The sequence below is a fragment of the Nocardioides marmoribigeumensis genome (assembly GCF_031458325.1).
Lineage (GTDB): Bacteria > Actinomycetota > Actinomycetes > Propionibacteriales > Nocardioidaceae > Marmoricola_A > Marmoricola_A marmoribigeumensis.
This window is the reverse complement of record NZ_JAVDYG010000001.1, coordinates 4023906-4041499: the sequence shown is the minus strand read 5'-3', so window position 1 is coordinate 4041499 and position 17594 is coordinate 4023906. Positions and strand designations below refer to the sequence as shown.

At 73.6% G+C, this 17594-nt stretch carries 15 protein-coding genes; 2 read left to right on the top strand and 13 right to left on the bottom strand.

Features of this window, described 5'->3' with window-relative positions:
• Positions 1-7: 7 nt before the first annotated feature.
• The 11 genes from hemW to lepA all read right to left on the bottom strand — a co-directional run bounded on the left by hemW (position 8) and on the right by lepA (position 14472).
• Positions 8-1201, bottom strand: coding sequence for a radical SAM family heme chaperone HemW (gene hemW / locus J2S63_RS19270; protein ID WP_374725145.1), 1194 nt, complete (start codon positions 1199-1201; stop codon positions 8-10).
• Positions 1198-2976 carry an AMP-dependent synthetase/ligase gene (locus J2S63_RS19265; RefSeq protein WP_310305749.1) on the bottom strand — a complete coding sequence of 593 codons (1779 nt, stop codon included), beginning with the start codon at positions 2974-2976 and terminating at the stop codon, positions 1198-1200. The genes hemW and J2S63_RS19265 overlap by 4 nt, the downstream gene beginning before the upstream one ends.
• Positions 2977-3060: 84 nt before the next feature.
• A complete protein-coding gene (locus tag J2S63_RS19260) occupies positions 3061-3711 on the bottom strand; it encodes an MOSC domain-containing protein (protein WP_310305746.1) in 651 nt (216 codons plus the stop codon).
• A gap of 49 nt (positions 3712-3760) precedes the next feature.
• Positions 3761-4681, bottom strand: a complete 921-nt coding sequence (locus J2S63_RS19255; RefSeq protein WP_310305744.1) for an aminoglycoside phosphotransferase family protein — start codon at positions 4679-4681, stop codon at positions 3761-3763.
• On the bottom strand, positions 4681-5505 hold the full coding sequence (locus tag J2S63_RS19250) for an ECF transporter S component family protein (protein ID WP_310305742.1): 825 nt from the start codon (positions 5503-5505) through the stop codon (positions 4681-4683). The genes J2S63_RS19255 and J2S63_RS19250 overlap by 1 nt, the downstream gene beginning before the upstream one ends.
• The gene (locus J2S63_RS19245) at positions 5502-7121 is read right to left on the bottom strand and encodes an ABC transporter ATP-binding protein (RefSeq protein WP_310305740.1); all 1620 of its coding nucleotides are present in this window, start codon (positions 7119-7121) and stop codon (positions 5502-5504) included. The genes J2S63_RS19250 and J2S63_RS19245 overlap by 4 nt, the downstream gene beginning before the upstream one ends.
• Entirely contained in the window at positions 7105-8271 is a 1167-nt protein-coding gene (locus J2S63_RS19240) for a CbiQ family ECF transporter T component (protein WP_310305738.1), read from the bottom strand. Before J2S63_RS19240 ends, J2S63_RS19245 begins: the two co-directional genes overlap by 17 nt.
• A 4-nt stretch (positions 8272-8275) precedes the next feature.
• Positions 8276-9256, bottom strand: a complete 981-nt coding sequence (locus tag J2S63_RS19235) for a hypothetical protein (RefSeq protein WP_310305736.1) — start codon at positions 9254-9256, stop codon at positions 8276-8278.
• Complete coding sequence (locus J2S63_RS19230; protein ID WP_310305733.1) at positions 9253-10641, bottom strand: prenyltransferase/squalene oxidase repeat-containing protein; 1389 nt, start codon at positions 10639-10641, stop codon at positions 9253-9255. Before J2S63_RS19230 ends, J2S63_RS19235 begins: the two co-directional genes overlap by 4 nt.
• 286 nt (positions 10642-10927) lie before the next feature.
• Complete coding sequence (locus tag J2S63_RS19225; RefSeq protein WP_310305732.1) at positions 10928-12427, bottom strand: prenyltransferase/squalene oxidase repeat-containing protein; 1500 nt, start codon at positions 12425-12427, stop codon at positions 10928-10930.
• A gap of 176 nt (positions 12428-12603) precedes the next feature.
• Positions 12604-14472: a translation elongation factor 4 gene (gene lepA, locus J2S63_RS19220; RefSeq protein ID WP_310305730.1), complete on the bottom strand. Its 1869-nt coding sequence runs from the start codon at positions 14470-14472 to the stop codon at positions 12604-12606.
• A gap of 69 nt (positions 14473-14541) precedes the next feature.
• Between lepA and J2S63_RS19215 the strand changes: the two genes are divergently transcribed.
• Positions 14542-15504, top strand: coding sequence for a phosphotransferase family protein (locus tag J2S63_RS19215; protein ID WP_310305728.1), 963 nt, complete (start codon positions 14542-14544; stop codon positions 15502-15504).
• Positions 15505-15531: 27 nt separating this feature from the next.
• Here the strand turns inward: J2S63_RS19215 and J2S63_RS19210 are convergent, their stop codons facing one another.
• Entirely contained in the window at positions 15532-16035 is a 504-nt protein-coding gene (locus J2S63_RS19210) for a hypothetical protein (protein WP_310305726.1), read from the bottom strand.
• Between the two features lie 215 nt (positions 16036-16250).
• On the opposite strand from J2S63_RS19210, the gene rpsT reads away from it, so the two are divergent.
• Entirely contained in the window at positions 16251-16511 is a 261-nt protein-coding gene (rpsT, locus tag J2S63_RS19205; protein WP_310305723.1) for a 30S ribosomal protein S20, read from the top strand.
• A gap of 78 nt (positions 16512-16589) precedes the next feature.
• On the opposite strand, the gene holA is transcribed toward rpsT, so the two are convergent.
• Positions 16590-17594, bottom strand: a complete 1005-nt coding sequence (gene holA, locus J2S63_RS19200) for a DNA polymerase III subunit delta (RefSeq protein ID WP_310305720.1) — start codon at positions 17592-17594, stop codon at positions 16590-16592.

The following is a 17594-nucleotide window of genomic DNA, read 5'->3' as shown; positions in this document are numbered from 1 at the left end:
GCGGCGGTCAGTCCAGCAGGTCGCGGACGACCCCGTCGGCCAGCAGGCGTCCCCGCACGGTGAGCCGGACCCGGTCCCCCACGACGTCGAGGAGCCCCTCCTGCTCCAGCGCGGGCAGCCGGCGCTGCTCGTCGTACGCCAGCACCGAGGTCGGCAGCCCCTCGGCCAGGCGGATCCCCAGCAGGAGCGCCTCGGTGTGGCGTTCCTCCGCCGTGAGCTCCTCACGTCCCGCCTCGGGCGACTCGCCCGCGTCGAGCCGCCGGGCGTACTCCGCCGGGTGCTTGACGTTCCACCACCGCACGCCGTCGCGGTGCGAGTGCGCACCTGGGCCCACGCCCCACCAGTCGTCGCCGCGCCAGTAGCCCAGGTTGTGCCGACAGCGGGCGGCGTCGTCGCGCGCCCAGTTGGAGACCTCGTACCACCCCAGCCCGGCCCTCCCGAAGCGCTCGTCGGCGAGGACGTACTTGTCGGCCAGGTCGTCGTCGTCGACCGGCGCGACCTCGCCCCTCCGGACGCGTCGGGCCAGGGCGGTGCCCTGCTCCACGACGAGGGAGTACGCCGAGACGTGGTCGGGCGCGCAGGCGAGGGCGGAGTCGACCGAGGTCGCCCAGTCCTCCAGCGACTCCCCCGGCGTGCCGTAGATCAGGTCGAGGCTCACCTGGTCGAACCCGGCCGCGCGCGCCCACTCCACGACCCGCGGCACCCGCTCGGGGTCGTGGGTGCGGTCGAGGACGGCGAGCACCGGACGGACCGCTGACTGCATGCCGAAGGAGATCCGGTTGAGGCCGCCCTCGCGCAGTCGGGCCAGGTCGTCGGCGCTCACGCTGTCGGGGTTGGCCTCGGTGGTCACCTCCGCGTCGGGCGCCAGCCCGAACGTCTCATCGATCCCGGCAACGAGTCGGGTGAGGTCCTCCGGCGGCAGCAGGGTCGGTGTCCCTCCCCCGAAGAAGACGGTCGAGACCGGACGGTCCTCGTCGGGCCACGTGGCGCGGGCGAACCTCACCTCGGCCAGCGCCGCCTCGGCGTACGTCGCCCGCGAGGCCCCGGCCGGCGCGGAGGCACCGCCGAGCTCGGACGCGGTGTAGGTGTTGAAGTCGCAGTAGCCGCACCGCACCGAGCAGAACGGGACGTGGACGTAGAAACCGAGCACGGCCCCATTGTCCCCGGGGGCGCTGTGCGCCCCCGGGCCGGACCGGCTCAGGTGTAGAGCTTGTCGATGACGTCGGAGTAGTTGGTCTCCACCACGTTGCGCTTGACCTTCATCGACGGCGTGAGCTCACCGGACTCCACCGACAGGTCGTGGTCGAGGAGCTCGAACTTCTTGATCGTCTCCCAGCGGTTGAGCTGGTTGTTGAGCTCGTCGACGTACGTCGCGACCATCGCGCGGCACGCGTCGCTGGAGACGATCTCGGAGTAGGACTTGCCGCCCAGGTTGTTCTCCTTGGCCCAGTCGACGATCGAGTCGGGGTCGAGGGTGACCAGCGCGATGCAGTAGTTGCGCTCGTTGCCGAAGACCATGAACTGGCTGGCGTAGGGGCAGATCGCCTTGAACTTGGCCTCGATCGCGGGCGGGGCGATGTACTTGCCGCCGGAGGTCTTGAACAGCTCCTTGATCCGACCGGTGATGGTCAGGAAGCCCTCGTCGTCGAGCGAGCCCTTGTCGCCGGTGTGCAGCCAGCCGTCGGCGTCGAGGGTCTTCTCGGTCTCCTCCTGCAGGTTGTGGTAGCCGTCCATCACGTTGGGGCCGCGGACCAGGATCTCGTCGCCCTCGCCGAGCTTGACCTCGCTGCCGGGGAAGACCTTGCCGACGGTGCCGATGCGGTAGTCGTCGGGGTGGTTGACGAAGGCGCCCGCGGAGGTCTCGGTGAGCCCGTAGCCCTCGAGGATCAGGACGCCGGCGGCCTCGAACCACTGCGCGATGTCGCGGTTGAGGGCCGCGGCGCCGGAGATGAAGAAGCGGACGCGGCCACCGAAGCGCTCGCGGACCTTGCTGAAGACCAGCTTGTCGAACACGGCGTGCTGCAGCTTGAGCGGCAGCGGGACCGACTTGCCCTCGTGCTGGAGTCGCTTGACCTCCTTGCCGACCTTGAAGGCCTGGGTGAAGATCTTGAGCTTGGCGCCACCCTCGGACTCAGTCATCGTCGAGATGCGCGCGTGGGCCTTCTCGAAGATGCGGGGCGCGGCGCCCATGAAGGTCGGCTTGACCACGGCCAGGTTGTCGATGATCTTGTCGACCCGGCCGTCGACGGCGGTTGCGAACCCGCAGGCCAGCTGTGAGGACAGCAGGACCTTGCCGAACGAGTGGGCCATCGGCAGCCAGAGGTACTGCAGGTCGTCCTCGTCGAGGATGCCCTGGGCCTGGATGACCGCGCCCTCGAAGGTCCAGGACTTGTGCTTGAGCCGCACGCCCTTGGGGCGGCCCGTGGTGCCCGAGGTGTAGATCAGCGTGGCCAGCGAGTCGCCGGTGGTGTTGGCGACGCGGTCCTCCACGACGCCCGGCTCGGCCTCGAGCCTGTCCTTGCCGAGCTGCTCGAGCTCGGCCAGCGTCATCACCCAGTCGCCGTCGCCTTCGCCGTCGAGGAGCACGACCTTGTCGAGGTGCGGCAGCTCGCTGCGGTGGGAGGTCAGCTTCTCGAGCTGGCCGGCGTCCTCGGCGAACACCACGCGGCACTCGGAGTCGGCCAGGATGTAGGCGACGTCCTCGGCGTTGGTGGAGGGGTAGACCGTCGTGGTGGCGGCGCCGGCGCACATCACCGCGAGGTCGGCCAGGATCCACTCGTAGCGGGTGTTGGCGGCGATGCCGACGCGCTGCTCGGGCTCGAGGCCGAGGGCCACGAGACCGGCGGCGAGCCGGGCGACGCGGGCGCCGGTCTCCTTCCACGTGATCGACTCCCAGTGGTCGCCCACGGGGAAGCGGTAGGCCTCGAGGTCGCCGCTGGCCTGGACCCGGTCGAGGAACTGGCGGCTGACGGTCATGGGGCGGTTGTCGATCGCGCTCTGATCGATGACGACAGGAGACACAAGCACCCTCTTCTTCGCTCCGACGGGGATGGCTGAACCCTAGCCGGTCCCGTCCACGTGATCCTGCGCACGGTCGTAGACCTCCGGGGGCAGCCCGTCGACCTCGAGGAGGAGCGGCAGCAGGCCGGGCTCGGCGTGCAGGGCGCGGAACACCGTCCCGATGGTCAGGCCGTGGTCGGGGACGTGCAGCACGTCGACCGGGTCACCTGCCGCCACGTGGCCCCGGCCGAGGACGGAGAGGTAGAGACCGGGCCGTCCGTACGCCGTGAAGCGCTCGACCCAGCCGGTGCTGTCGCAGCCCTGGAGACCCATCCAGCGCTCGAACCTCGGGCTCGGCATCCGCACCGTGGTGACCGCGAAGCGGGCGGTGCCGATCATCCACTCCTCGCCGACGACGCAGCGGTTGAGGTCGAGGTCGGTGGTGGTGAGGTTCTCCCCGAAGAGGCCGGGCCGCACCGACCTGCCCAGCTCGCGCTCCCAGTGGGCCAGGTCCTCGGCGGCGTGGACGTGCAGCGCCCGGAACGTGCCGCCGTGCCGCCGCTCGTCGGCCACGCCGTCGCCCTCCAGCCCGAGGTTGCCGACGGTCACCGGCCCGAAGCGCGGGATCTTGTCGATGCCGGTGACCAGGCGGGGCTTCTCCTCGACCACGCGCGGGAGCCCGGCGTTGACGGAGACGATGCGTGGGTTCACAGGGGCATCGTGGCGCACGCGAGCCGACCGCGGGCCCGACTCCGCGAGGTCAGTCCTCGCCCTGGACCGCCTTGGCGACCGTGACCGCCCGGGTCACCAGGTCGTCGCTCTCCGGCGTCGGCTCCTCGAGCTGCTGCAGCCCGAAGGCGAGCAGCCGGAGCACGACCCAGTCCCGGGCCCGGTCCTCGTCGAGCCCCGCGGTGTCGATGATCGTGAAGAAGCGCCTGCGCACCGCGTCGCGCACGTCCCCGGTCGCGACCGCGTCGTCCCAGCGGTTCCACAGCATCGGGGCGGGCTCGAGGTGGGGGTCTCCGCTGAGCGGTTTGGGGTCGATCACCACCCAGTCGCCGTCGTAGTCCTTGCCCTCCGGTGCCTCGAGCACGTTGTCGCCGTGCAGGTCGCCGTGCACCAGCGTGCCGTCGGTGTCCCGGTCGCTGGCCAGGTCGCGGGCCAGCGACACCGCCTGCTGGACCAGCCGCTGCGGCAGGGGCGCGCTCCGTGGCAGCCCCGCCAGCGCCTCGCCCCAGCGCGAGCAGACGTCGCTGAGCCGGTGGAACTGCGGCGAGGCGGGGACGTGCAGGTCGGCGTACCTCAGCGCGACCTGCTCGCACGCCTCCTCGACGTCGACCTCGTTGAGCTTGCGCTCGCCGAGCCGGTCGATCAGCAGCGCCCGGCGGTGCGGGTCGGCCCGGAGCAGGGCGGCGGCCCCCCGCCCTCCCCAGCGCCGCAGGGCGAGGTGCTCGTGCTCGGTCTCGTCGTCGGGGAAGGAGAGCTTGAGGACGGCCGTGCGACCGTCGGTCAGCACCGGCAGGACGAGACCGACGAAGCCGTGCATCGGGATGCCGTCGGGCTCGAGGTCCCACTCCTCCATGAGGTCGGAGACCGTGTCGGGGAGCGCCTCGACCCACGCCGCCCAGTCGGGGCCGCGCTCGGCCATCCCGAGGACCCCGTCGGGCAGCGTGACCGGCATCAGGCCACGGTAGAGCGCTCGGGCACGGGTACGACGGCCGAGCGCCGCTGGGCGCGTCGCAGCGTCCCGAGGATCGCGGGACCGAGCAGCACCAGGGCGAGGCTGTTGGTGACGGCCCGGCCGGTGTCCCAGCTGCCGGTCGAGGTGAGCAGCGTGTAGACCCCGAACGTGCGCAGGTTGTCCCACACGGGCGCTCCGGCGACGTAGGACAGCGAGCCCTCGTGACCGGGCACCGCGATGCCGACGGCGTAGGGCCAGGACGACAGGTTCATCAGCAGGCCGAAGCCGTAGGCGCACGCGACCCCGTAGACCACCAGCAGCGCGATCTCGCGGCGGCCGCGCCACGCGCGGGGACCGCTGCGTCGCGGCAGGAGACCCGCGCCGAGGCCGATCCAGGCCGAGCACATCATCTGGTAGGGCAGCCACGGCCCCACCCCGCTCGTGAGCAGCGCCGAGGCGAACAACGACGTCACCCCGAGCACGAAGCCGAAGGCCGGGCCCAGCACGCGCCCGGCCAGGATCAGCAGGAAGAAGACCAGCTCCACCCCCGCCAGGCCGGCTCCGAGCGAGCGGAGCGCCCCGTTGACCGCGGTCAGGACCCCCAGCAAGGCAAGGGTCTTGGCGTCCATGCCGCCCTCGGACAGCTCGGCGAGCACGACCACGACGACCAGCGGCAGCAGCGCCAGGAACAGGAACGGCGGCGTGACCTGGTCGGCGCCCGCCGGCGGCGTGAGCAGCAGCGGCCAGCAGAACATCACCAGGGCGGCGACGGACGCCAGCACCAGGGTGAGCGCGGTGCGGGGCCCGATGCGCATCGCGGTCATGCGGCACCTCCGGGCACGGGCCGTAGCGCACGGCGCACCTCGGTCACCGTGAGCCACGGGGCGCCGAGCACCTTGGTGACCTGCGGGGCGAAGGCCGGCGACTCGGCGAGCACGGTCGCGGCGGGGCCCTCCGAGACGACCTCCCCGCCGGCCAGCACCAGCACGCGGTCGGCGACCTCGGCGGCGAACTCCACGTCGTGGGTGGCCACGAGCACCGCGCGTCCCTCCCCCGCGAGCTCGGCCAGGACGGCCGCGAGCGAGCGCTTGGCCTCGTAGTCCAGTCCCCTGGTCGGCTCGTCGAGCGCGACCACCGCGGGGTCGGCGGTCAGCATCACCGCGAGCACGAGGGCGAGGCGCTGCCCCTCCGACAGGTCGCGGGGGTGACGGCCGAGGTCGACCCCCGGCACGAGCCGGTCGAGCAGGACCGCGCAGCTGCCGTCGGGCACGCCCGCCTGCTGGTCGGCCGCCCGGCACTCCCCCGCGACGGTGTCAAGGTAGAGCAGGTCCGAGGCGGTCTGCGGCACCAGGCCGACCAGGCGGCGGGCCTCACCGGCCGGCTCGGCCGCGGGGTCGCGACCGTCGACGGACACGGTCCCCTGCGACCGGGACCGGGCTCCCTGGAGCGCCCAGAGCAGCGAGGACTTGCCGGACCCGTTGCGGCCCATGAGCGCGACCACCTCGCCCGCCCGCGCCTGCAGCGACACCCCCGCCACCGCGGTGGTGCGGCCGTAGCGGACCACCACGCCGCTCGCGTCCAGCACGACCGCGCCGCTGGACGTCGTACGACGGGCAGGCTCGGCCAGGCGCTCGCGCAGGGGCGAGGTGCGGCGGCGCGCGTCACGGACCGTGAGGGGCAGCGGCTGCCAGCCGGCCAGGCGGCCGAGCTCGACCAGCGGGGGCGCGACGACCGAGTGCCGCAGGAGCTCGGCCGGCGGCCCCTCGGTCAGGCGGCCGTCCTCGAGCACGAGCATGCGGTCGGCGAACGGGACCACGCGCTCCATGCGGTGCTCGGCCACGAGCACGGTGAGCCCGAGGTCGCTGACCAGCCGGGCCAGGGTGCCGAGCACGTCCTCGGCGGCGGTCGGGTCCAGGGCCGAGGTCGGCTCGTCGAGCACGAGCACGCGGGGGTGCATGGTGAGCACGGCGCCGATCGCGACCCGCTGCTGCTGCCCGCCGGACAGGGCGCGCAGCGGGCGGTCGCGCAGGTCGTGGATGCCGAGCAGGTCGAGGGTCTCCTCGACGCGGCGCCGCATCGTGCCGGGGTCGGTGCCGAGCTGCTCCATGCCGTAGGCGAGCTCCTCCTCGACGGTCGAGGTGACGAACGCCGCGAGCGGGTCCTGCGCCACGTGCCCCACGAGGTGGGCCAGCTCGCGCGGGGGGACCCCGACGACGGACTGCCCGCCGACCACCACGTCGCCGGTGAGCACCCCGCCGGTGAAGGACGGCACGAGCCCGTTGACGGTCCGCAGCAGCGTCGACTTGCCGGACCCGGTGCGGCCGGCCAGCAGCACCAACTCGGCCTCGGGGACCTCGGCGTCGACCCCGTCGAGCACGGGGGCGCCGGGCTCCTCCTCGGTGCCGGGGTAGGCGAAGCGCACCTCACGCCACCTGATCACGGCCGGTCACCTCCTCACGCGGGGCGGGGGCAGGGACGAGCGGCTGCTCGGGCTCCTCGCGCAGGCGCGGGTCGGGCACGACCAGCAGCGGGAGCAGCCCGGCGACCACCACGAGCAGGGCCGTCACGGTGAGGGGCGGCAGCAGGGCCGGCGCGGGGTAGGCCACCGCCGGGGTCCGGTGCGCCACGACGACGACCAGCGCGCAGGCGGCGATCCCGGCCCCGGCGACCAGCGACTCGGGCAGCCGCCACAGGTCGGGGCGGTAGCGCGTGCGCTCGACCCGGGCTCCGGCGGACACCACGCCCCCGACGGCGGCGACGACGGCGACCACCAGGAGCGGGCCGCCCAGCCAGCGAGGGGCGGCCGAGTCGAGGACGGCGTAGGCCCCGACGCAGACGCCGACCAGCCCGGTGAGCAGGAGGGTGGCGGTGAGGCGTCGCTGCCCCGGCGTCGCGCTCCCCCGTCGTCCGTAGCCCCGCGCGTCCATCCCGGCCGCCAGGTCGAGGGACCGGTCGAGCGCGTCCTCGAGGACCGGGACCACGATGCGCCGCAGCGCCCCGATGCCGCGGCCGACGTCGCCGCGCAGCCGGCGCGCCCGACGCACGCGGTCGACGCTCTCGGCCAGCTGCGGGAACAGCGACAGCGCGATCACCACCGCGGCTCCCACCTCGTAGAGCGCGGCGGGGAGCGCGGCGAGGAGCCGTCGTGGGTTGGCCAGGGTGTTGGCCGCGCCCACGCACACCAGGATCGTGGCCAGCCGCAGCCCGTCGGCGAACCCGGCGCCGAGCGACTCTGCGGTCACCGGTCCGAGCAGGGTGAGGCCGGTGGTCCAGTCCGGCAGCGGCACCTGGGGCAGGTCGAGCAGCACGTGGGCGTCGGGAGCGGCGTACGCCGACCCGAAGAGCACGCGGAAGCCCAGGCGCAGCAGCACGACGACGAGGCCGAGGAGCAGGTAGAGGCGGAACCCCAGGGCCCACGGGGCGTCCGTGCGCCGCAGGACCACGACGAGGCAGGCGACCCCGACCACCAGGCCCAGCAGCAGCGGGTTGGTCGTCCGCGACGCCGCGGCGGCGAGACCCAGCGCCCACACCCACCACGCGAGCGGGTGCAGGTCACGGGTGCCGGACCGCAGCGTCACGGACGTGCCCATCGGCTCAGGGCCTCCTGCGACGGTGGGCCACGACCGCCGCCGTGCCGGCCAGGAGGGAGAGACCGCCCAGGCCCGCGACCGCCGCGATGCCGGTGTCGTTGCCGACCCCGTCGCCGCCGCTCTGGTCGCCGTCGGTGACGGTCCCGAACGACCCGTCGGCCCGGTCCGCGCTGTCGGCGCTGTCCGCGCTGTCGGTGCTCTCGGTGCTGTCGGTGGTCGGGCCGTCGGTCGGCGTGGCCGTGGACGGGGTGCCGCTCGGCTGACGCGTCGGCGTCGCGCGGGGTGCTGTGCGCGACGCGCTCGGGGAGGCCGTGCGGGCCGGACCCGTCGCGGCGCGCGTCGAGGAGCCCGCCGTCGGCCGCGCCTGGCTGGACGAGGCCGGGGCGGCCGGGGCCGGCGCCGTCGAGTGCGGCGGGGACGAGGGCCGCTTGGTCGGCCGCGGGCTGCTCGTCGTCGGGGACGCGGAGGGGCTCGGCGGCGGGTTGCGCCGCGGAGCCGCCCCGGGGTTCTCCCGTGTCCCGCCGTCCTCGAACCGCCACCCGATGGTCCAGCCGTCCTTGGGCGTCAGGCTGTAGGCGCCCTGGGTGGAGTAGGTCCACCCACGGCTCCCGTCGGACCAGAACAGCCCCCAGTAGGCGTCCTCCGGCGGCGTGCGGGTGCACGACTCCTTGTCGTGCTCCTGGTCGGGCTTCCCGTTGATCCGGCAGACGAAGGGCTGGCCCTGGACGTTGGTGATCTCGAACCCGCCGTCACCGGTCACCACGGCGGCGTTGTGCCCGGAGCCGTTCGGGACGCAGGCCTGCTGGACGCCACCGCCGAGGGGCCCGAAGTCGACCACGACCGAGACCCCGGTGCGGCCGGAGCACGACCCGCCGGCGGCCTGGGCCGGGGACCCCGCCAGCGGGTGCGGCCCGACCAGGAGCACGGCGAGGCCGAGCCCGAGGGCGCAGAGGACCAGCACCCGCCGGACGGTCGCCCTGCTCATCGGAGCGTGACCGCCTGGGTCGCCGTGCGGCTCACGCGGCTGCCGACGGCGCGCAGGGTCACCCTCGCGCGGCGGTCGGGCATCCTCACCTGGGCGACCACACGCCCGGTGGCGGGCACGCGGCCCTGCGCGAGAACGACGCCGGCCTGACGGACCGCCCAGCGCTCGCCCGGCTTCAGCCCCCGGATCGTGACCGTGACACGCGAGCCCCGCGGGGCCCGGTCGGGCGCCACGAAGCCCAGGGTGCGCCTGGGCAGCAGCGAGGGCAGCGCGAGGGCGCCCTCGGCAGCGGCGCGCTGCCAGGTCCGCTTCGCGCCACGGGAGACGCCGTCCTTCTTGCCGTCGGCGAGGTCGGTGTCGCTGTAGGCGACCGAGCCGTTGTAGCCCTTCAGCCTCGGGTGCTGCTTGATGGTCAGCCCGTCGACCTGGTGCCGGCGGACCCAGGCTGCGGCGGTGCCGGCCGGGCCCGGGTGGCCGGTCGAGGCCAGGGCGTAGGCCGCGAGGCCCGTGGAGTTGGCGTTGGCGACCCCGTTGCCCACGAACGAGCCGTCGATGCGCTGGCGACGGACCAGCCAGGAGACGGCGTCGTCGATGTCGTCGGTGAGGCCCTTGACGCCTGCGGCCCTGGCCGCGAGGAGGGCGCGGATGCCGTGGGCCGTGGCGTCGACGCTGGGCGACCTCTGCGCCTCGGGGGCGCCGTCGCACGTGTGGTCGGCCCCGTCCATGCCCTCACGGAACCAGCCCGCGGCGCACTGCTGCTGGAGCAGGAACGCGGTGGTGTCGTCGAGGAGACCGTCGTGCAGCGCCGCGAACGCACGCACGACGAACGCCTGCCCGATGGTGTTGGAGTAGTCGGCGGAGTACTGGTCGGTGGGGTCCACGCGGTCCTTGGCGCGGCCGTGCTCGCTGGAGGCACCGGTCACCACGCGGTCACGCAGCTCGTCGTCGAGCTTCCCGCCGGCGTAGGAGTCGATGTCGCGGCCGGCGCTCACCGCCACCTGGACCAGCTTGCCGAGCGGGCCGGCGTACGCACCCTGGCCGGTGTAGGCGTCCGCCTGGCCCGCCATCGCGTCCAGGATCGCCCGCTGCTCCGCGGCGTGCCCGCCGAGGCGGCGGAAGGCGTAGACCAGGTCCAGCGAGAGGCCGTGGTCGGTGGTGGGGTTCCAGGTGCCGGCGGGGTACTCGTACTCCCCGTGGACCAGGTCGTCCTTGCCGAGCTGACGGGAGAGGTAGTCCGCGGACCGCGAGCCGGCGGTGGCGCCGGTCTCGACGTCGGCGGCGGTGAGGGCCTGTGCCGGTACGGCGGCCAGGGCGAGCCCGAGCACGGTCCCGGAGACCAGGAGCGCGCGGCGCGGCGCGCGGGTGCGCGCACGGAGGTGTGACATGAGAGGAGTCCTTCCCGCTGCACTACGGGACAGGACACGGAGGGCCCGGGGGCCACGGTCCCACCCTGCGATCCACGACAGCGTGAGGTCGGTCCCCGCCCGACCAGGTGCTCCGGCTCCCCTCCGCCGAGGACGTCGGTCGACGTGGTCGGAGGGCTACGGTTGCGGGTCAGCGCCGGACTCGGACCGGCTTCCCCTGGTGCGTGCGGTGAGGTTGTCTGCCGCCGATCGGCGGCGCTTCACAGTAGCACCGGGGCCTGCCCCCGAGACCGCCGTCCGCGCCCGCTCAGCGGGAGGAGACCACGGTCACACCGGCGCGGCCCTTGCGGTTGCCGAACGCGACCAGGCGCGTGGTGCGGCGCGTCGCGCGGAGCACCACCTGCACCCGGCCCCGGGCCCCGGCGGTGCCCGACGCGACGACCTTGCCGTCGCGCTCGAGGGCGTAGCGCTCCCCCACGGCCAGGCCGCTGAGCCGGACCAGCAGCTTGCGGTGCCAGCGCGTCGCGCTGACCCCGAGCGTGCGCTCCGGCAGCAGTGCCGTCAGGCCGGGTGCTGCGAGCGAGGTGGACTGCACCCACGACTTGCGCGTGGCGCGGGTGATGCCGACCCGCTGCGCCCGGACCAGGGCGCGACGGCTCCACGCGATCGCGCCCCGCTGGCCCCGCAGGACGGGGTGGTGCTTGATCATCCGGTCGTCGACCTGGTGGCGCAGCAGCCACGTCGCGGCGTTGCCGGCCGGCCCCAGGCGCCCGGTCGCCTTGAGGGCGATGGCGGCCAGGGCGGTGCTGCGGGCGTTGACCGGCTGGCCCTCGTCCTCGGCCACGCCGCCGTTGGGCCCGACCTGCCGGGCCAGCCACCGGGACGCGGCGACGATCTCGTCGCCGAGGTGCCGCACGCCCTGGCTGCGGGCCGCGCGCAGCGCCAGGATCGCCATCGCGGTCGAGTCGACGCTCGAGATCCGGTTGCGCATCTCGGTGCTGCCCTTGCAGGTGTAGTCCGCGGAGTCCAGCATCGGCCGGAAGTGGCCGGCGGGGCAGGCCTGGCGGGCCAGGAAGCGCGCCACGATCGGGAGCGAGCGGCTGTGCACCGCGGCGAGGGCCTGGACGGCCCAGGCCTGGGAGATCGTGTCACTGGTGTCGCCGCCCCAGCCCGAGTCCATGACCCGGCCGCGCTGCGGGCTGCGCTCGACCTGGTAGATCATCCCGGCCAGCGAGCGCCGCAGGCGCCCGTCGGCGTACGACGAGAGGCGGAGCCCCGAGGTCGCGGCGAGGTAGACCATGCGCGCCGTGGCCTCGGCGTAGCGGCCCTGCAGCTCGCCCTCGCGGTAGTGGACGTAGCGGCGGGAGGGGGCCTGCAGCGCCTTGACCATGGCGAGCCGCGTCCCGTCGCCGGGGTCGAGCCGGCGCAGCGCCATGGCGACGTCGACGCTGAGGCTGGGGTAGGCCGGGCCGGGCACCGAGCGCGTCACCCAGCGCACCCGCTTGCCGGTCGCCTTCTTGCCGGCCTTCCCGGACTGGGGGGACCTGGCGGGGAGGACGACGCGGACCTTGGCGCGCCGCGACGGGGCGTTGACCAGGTGGGTGGAGTCGCCGACACGGCGCTCGAGCCAGGCCACGCTGTCGACGACGGCGGCCTCGCTGCGCACCGAGGTCGCGGCACGCGGGCGCGCCTGGGCGCCACCGGTCAGGGCGGGCGCGGCGAGCAGACCGACCACGAGCGCGAGCAGGGGCACGGCCAGGACGGCGGCACGGCCCTGCGGGGAGGGGCGGCGGGACGGGAGCGACATGGAGGTCCTTGTCGAGCGGGGAAGCGACCGGGGCACCGGGACCGTGGCCCCATCTCACAGGTCACACGAGTCCCAGGTGTCACACTGCCGAAGTCACGAAACGGACTCCAGCGGACACGCCGCACGGGCCCGGATGGCCTCGCTCACACCCCGCCGGCCCCCCGACGGGGCGGGGCTCAGCGCTTGTCCTTGCCGACGCCCTCGCCGGTGGAGAGCGCGGCGATGAACGCCTCCTGGGGGACCTCGACGCGGCCGACCATCTTCATCCGCTTCTTGCCCTCCTTCTGCTTCTCCAGCAGCTTGCGCTTGCGGCTGATGTCGCCGCCGTAGCACTTGGCCAGCACGTCCTTGCGGATCGCGCGGATCGTCTCCCGCGCGATCACCCGGGAGCCGATCGCCGCCTGGATCGGCACCTCGAACTGCTGCCTGGGGATGAGCTCCTTGAGCTTGCCGACCAGCGCGACGCCGTAGGCGTAGGCCGCGTCGCGGTGCACGATCGCGCTGAAGGCGTCGACGGTGTCGCCGTGCAGCAGGACGTCGACCTTGACCAGGTCGGCCGCCTGGTCGCCGACCGGCTCGTAGTCGAGGGAGGCGTAGCCCTTGGTGCGCGACTTCAGCGCGTCGAAGAAGTCGAAGACGATCTCGGCCAGCGGCAGCGTGTAGCGCATCTCCACGCGGTCCTCGGAGAGGTAGTCCATCCCCTGCAGGGTCCCGCGCTTGCCCTGGCAGAGCTCCATGATCGTGCCGATGTAGTCGCTCGGCGACAGGATCGTGGCCTTGACCACGGGCTCGCGCACCTCGGCGACCTTGCCCGAGGGGAACTCGCTCGGGTTGGTGACCACGAGCTCGGTGCCGTCGTCCATCGTCACGTCGTAGACCACGTTGGGCGTGGTCGAGATCAGGTCGAGGTTGAACTCCCGCTCCAGCCGCTCGCGCACGATCTCCATGTGCAGCAGGCCGAGGAAGCCGATGCGGAACCCGAAGCCGAGCGCGCCCGAGGTCTCGGGCTCGTAGGTCAGCGCCGCGTCGTTGAGCTGCAGCTTGTCCAGCGCCTCGCGCAGGTCGGGGTAGTCGTCGCCGTCGATCGGGTAGAGCCCGGCGAACACCATCGGGTTGGGGTGCTTGTAGCCGCCCAGCGCCTCGGTGGCGCCGTTGTGCTGGGAGGTCACCGTGTCACCGACCCGGGACTGGCGGACCTCCTTCACGCCGGTGATGAGGTAGCCGACCTCGCCGACCCCGATCTCGCCGGCCTTGACCGGCTCGGGCGAGATCACGCCGACCTCGAGCATCTCGTGCACCGCGCCGGTCGACATCATCTTGATCCGGTCGCGGTGGGTGAGCTTGCCGTCGACCACGCGGACGTAGGTGACCACGCCGCGGTAGGTGTCGTAGACGGAGTCGAAGATCAGCGCCCGGGGCGGGGCATCGGCCACGCCGACCGGGGCGGGGGTCTGGCGCACGATCTCGTCGAGCAGGTGCGAGACGCCCTCGCCGGTCTTGGCCGAGACGCGGAGGACCTCGTCGGGGTCGCAGCCGATGATGCCGGCGAGCTCGGCGGCGTACTTCTCCGGCTCGGCGCCGGGCAGGTCGATCTTGTTGAGCACCGGGACGACGTGCAGGTCGGCACCCAGAGCGAGGTAGAGGTTGGCCAGCGTCTGGGCCTCGATGCCCTGTGCGGCGTCGACCAGGAGCACGGCCGCCTCGCACGCCTCGAGCGAGCGCGAGACCTCGTAGGTGAAGTCGACGTGCCCCGGGGTGTCGATCATGTTGAGCACGTAGGTCTCGCCGGCGCCCTCGCCGTCGGCGACCGTCCACGGCATCCGCACGGCCTGGCTCTTGATCGTGATGCCGCGCTCGCGCTCGATGTCCATGCGGTCGAGGTACTGCGCGCGGGCGCTGCGCTCGTCGACCACCCCGGTCAGCTGCAGCATGCGGTCGGCCAGCGTGGACTTGCCGTGGTCGATGTGCGCGATGATGCAGAAGTTGCGGATGATCGCAGGCGGCGTCTGCCCAGGCTGGGGCGCGGAAGTCTTGCTCGGCGGCACGGTCAGCTCTCGTCGAGGCGTCAGGGGACCCGCCAAGTCTCCCACAGCAGGAGTGGTTGGATCGCAGCCATGCATCCCCCTCTCCACCCCGCCGACGTGGGCCGCGTCCCCCACGCCGGCACCGCGATGCGGCTGCACTGGGAGCACCTGCCCCCGTTGGTGCGCCGCGAGGTCGAGCGGCGGCTCGGCAGCCCCGTCGCGAGCGCCACGTCGCAGGACTCGGGGTTCACCCCCGGCTTCGCCTCGCGTCTGGTCGGCCGCGACGGTCAGCGGCTGTTCCTCAAGGCCGCCCACCGCACCGCGCAGAAGGCGTACGCCGCGGCGTACGCCCAGGAGGTGCGGGTGCTCCGCAGCCTGCCGATGGACGACCTGCCGGCACCCGCCCTGCGGTGGTGGGAGAACGACCTCGAGGGCTGGACGGTCGTGGCGTTCGAGGACGTCGACGGGCGCCCGCCGCACCGGCCGTGGGAGGACGACGACGTCACCGCGTGCCTGGACGCGCTGGCGCGGGTGGCCGAGGTCGACCCCGACCCCGAGCCGCTGGACCTGAAGCCGCTGCACGAGGACCTGCCGACGTTCGTGACCGGCTGGGACACCGCCGACTACGCCGGGATCGACTGGCCCCACGTGGCCGAGCTCAGCGAGCTGGCGCACGCCTACCCCGAGCTGCCCGACGCCGAGCACTTCGCCCACCTGGACGGCCGCGACGACAACTTCCTGGTGCGGCCCGACGGCACCGCCCTGCTGTGCGACTGGAACTGGCCGGCGCTCGCGCCCCGCTGGGTCGACGTGGTCCACCTGCTCGTCTCGGTCCACGGCGACGGACGGGACGTGACCCGACTGCTCGCCGAGCACCCCGTCACCGCAGGGGTGCCCGACGACCACGTGGACTCCTTCGTCGCCGCCCTCGGCGGCTTCATGGCCGAGGCGGACCTGCGCCCCGTCCCGACCACCTCCCCGCACCTGGGCACCCACCGGCGCTGGTGGGCCGCGGCCTGTTGGTCCTGGCTCGCCTCCAGGCGCGGCTGGTAGCCGGTCGCGGCCGCCGGTGGTGCCTCGTCACCGGCTCCCGTAGACCAGGAAGTCGGTCGCGACGTTGCCGGAACCGGGGGCGGCGTCGGCGTAGATCGAGACGACCTTGGTCGGTACGTCGACCACGAAGGTCCGCTGGCTGTGCGGGGTGAGGGTGAAGGTCGCCAGCTGGGCCACGAGCTCGTTGCCCTCCGTGGTCGTGACCCGGAACGAGATGTTGGACGCCGAGCCGGCGCGCTCGTCGGCCATGATCCGGATCCTGCTGTAGTCCGAGACGTCGACCTTGCCGAGGAGCCTGCTGGTGCCGGCCGGGAACGAGACGGCCCCGGCCGGGGTGCGGAAGGCCAGCTCGGTGCCGCCGGCGTCGGTCTTGAGCCGGCCGTCGGTGCTCACGCGGGCGGCGTTCGAGCTGGAGGCGTCCGAGATGGTCACCAGCGATCCGGTCGCCGAGGCCGCCGTGGGCACGAGGATCGCGGCGGCCGCGACGGCGCCGAGGACGGTGACGGACCTGGGGAGCTGCGGACGGTTCATGGTGGTCTCCTGGTGAGCTGTCGCGGGGTCCTGGTGACCCGGCGTGGACCGAGGAGGCGGGTCGGCACCGCCTGATACACCAGGCGACGACACCCGCGTCACCGCCGATTTGGGGACGGCGCAACCCACCCGGTATCGTGTCTGGCTGCGTGTGCCGCACGTTGGCGCCGCCCGAGACCCTTCCCTGACGAACGAGAGACACCGAGGCCTGCTCCGTGGCGAACATCAAGTCCCAGATCAAGCGCAACAAGCAGAACATCGTCGCGCACGAGCGCAACAAGTCGGTCAAGTCCGCGCTCAAGACCGCGATCCGCAGCTTCCGCGAGGCCGCCGAGTCCGGTGACGCCACCAAGGCCAAGGAGCTCGCCGCTGCGGCGAGCCGCAAGCTCGACAAGGCCGCCTCCAAGGGCGTGATCCACAAGAACCAGGCCGCCAACCGCAAGTCGGCGATCGCCAAGAAGGCCTCCTCCCTCTGAGCCGAGGAGCCTGAGCAGGACCTGCAGGACCCCGTAGGCCTCGGCCGGCGGGGTCCTTGTCCTCTCGCGCTGCGGACCTCAGCCGGCGCCGCGTGCGCGGACGATGGCGAGCACGAGGCGCTCGAGCTCGTACGCCGGGTCGGCGGCATTGCCCTTGACCGCGGCGTCGGCGGTCGCCACGGCGCGCACGACCGTCGCCAGGCCGTCCTCGTCCCACCCGCGCAGCTGGTCGCGCAGCTTGCGGACCATGAAGGGCGCCGCCCCGATCTCGCGCGCCAGGTCGGCGTCGCGCTGGCCCCGCGGGGCCCCCTTGAGCCGGGCCAGCTGCCGCACCTTGAACGCGAACGCCCCGGTGATCGCCGGCGCCTCGCCCCCGGTCTCCATCGCCCAGCGCAGCTCGGCGAGGGCCTCGGCCGGATGTCCGGCCATCGCCAGGTCGGCGATGTCGAAGCCCTTCACGTCGGCCCGGCCGGCGTAGTAGCGCCTCACCAGCTCGGTGGTGAGCTGCTCCTGCGGGTAGTCGTCGGCCAGCTGCTGCACCGCGGCCGCGAGGCCGCGCAGGTCGGAGCCGACGGCGCGGACGAGGTACTCCGCCGCGTCACGGTCGATCCGAGCGCCGTGCGACCTGGCCTCGACGCCGACGAAGTCGAGGTAGGCGTTGCCCTTGGGCTTCTCCGACTTGTGCTCCTCGACCCCTGGCAGCTTGCGCAGCCGGTTGAGCAGGCCCGCGCCCTTCTGCCCGCCCTCGTGGACCAGCACCAGCGCGATGTCGGGCTCGGGGGCCTCGGCGTAGGCGACCAGGCCGTCGAACAGCGAGTCGTCGACGTCCTGCACCCCGCGGACGACCACGCACCTGGTGGTCGAGAACAGCGAGGGCGCGGAGAGCTCACCGAGGGTCCCCGGCGTCAGCTGCTGCCCGTCGGTGGCGCTGACCTCGGCCTCGGGGTCGGCCCGGCGGACCGCCGCGCGGACGGCGGTCACGACGCGCTCGTTGAGGAACTCCTCCGGCCCGCTGACCAGCACGACCCGCCCCAGCGGCTGGAGCGCCTGGCCGGACGGTGAGGTCGCGGTGGGGGCTGGCAT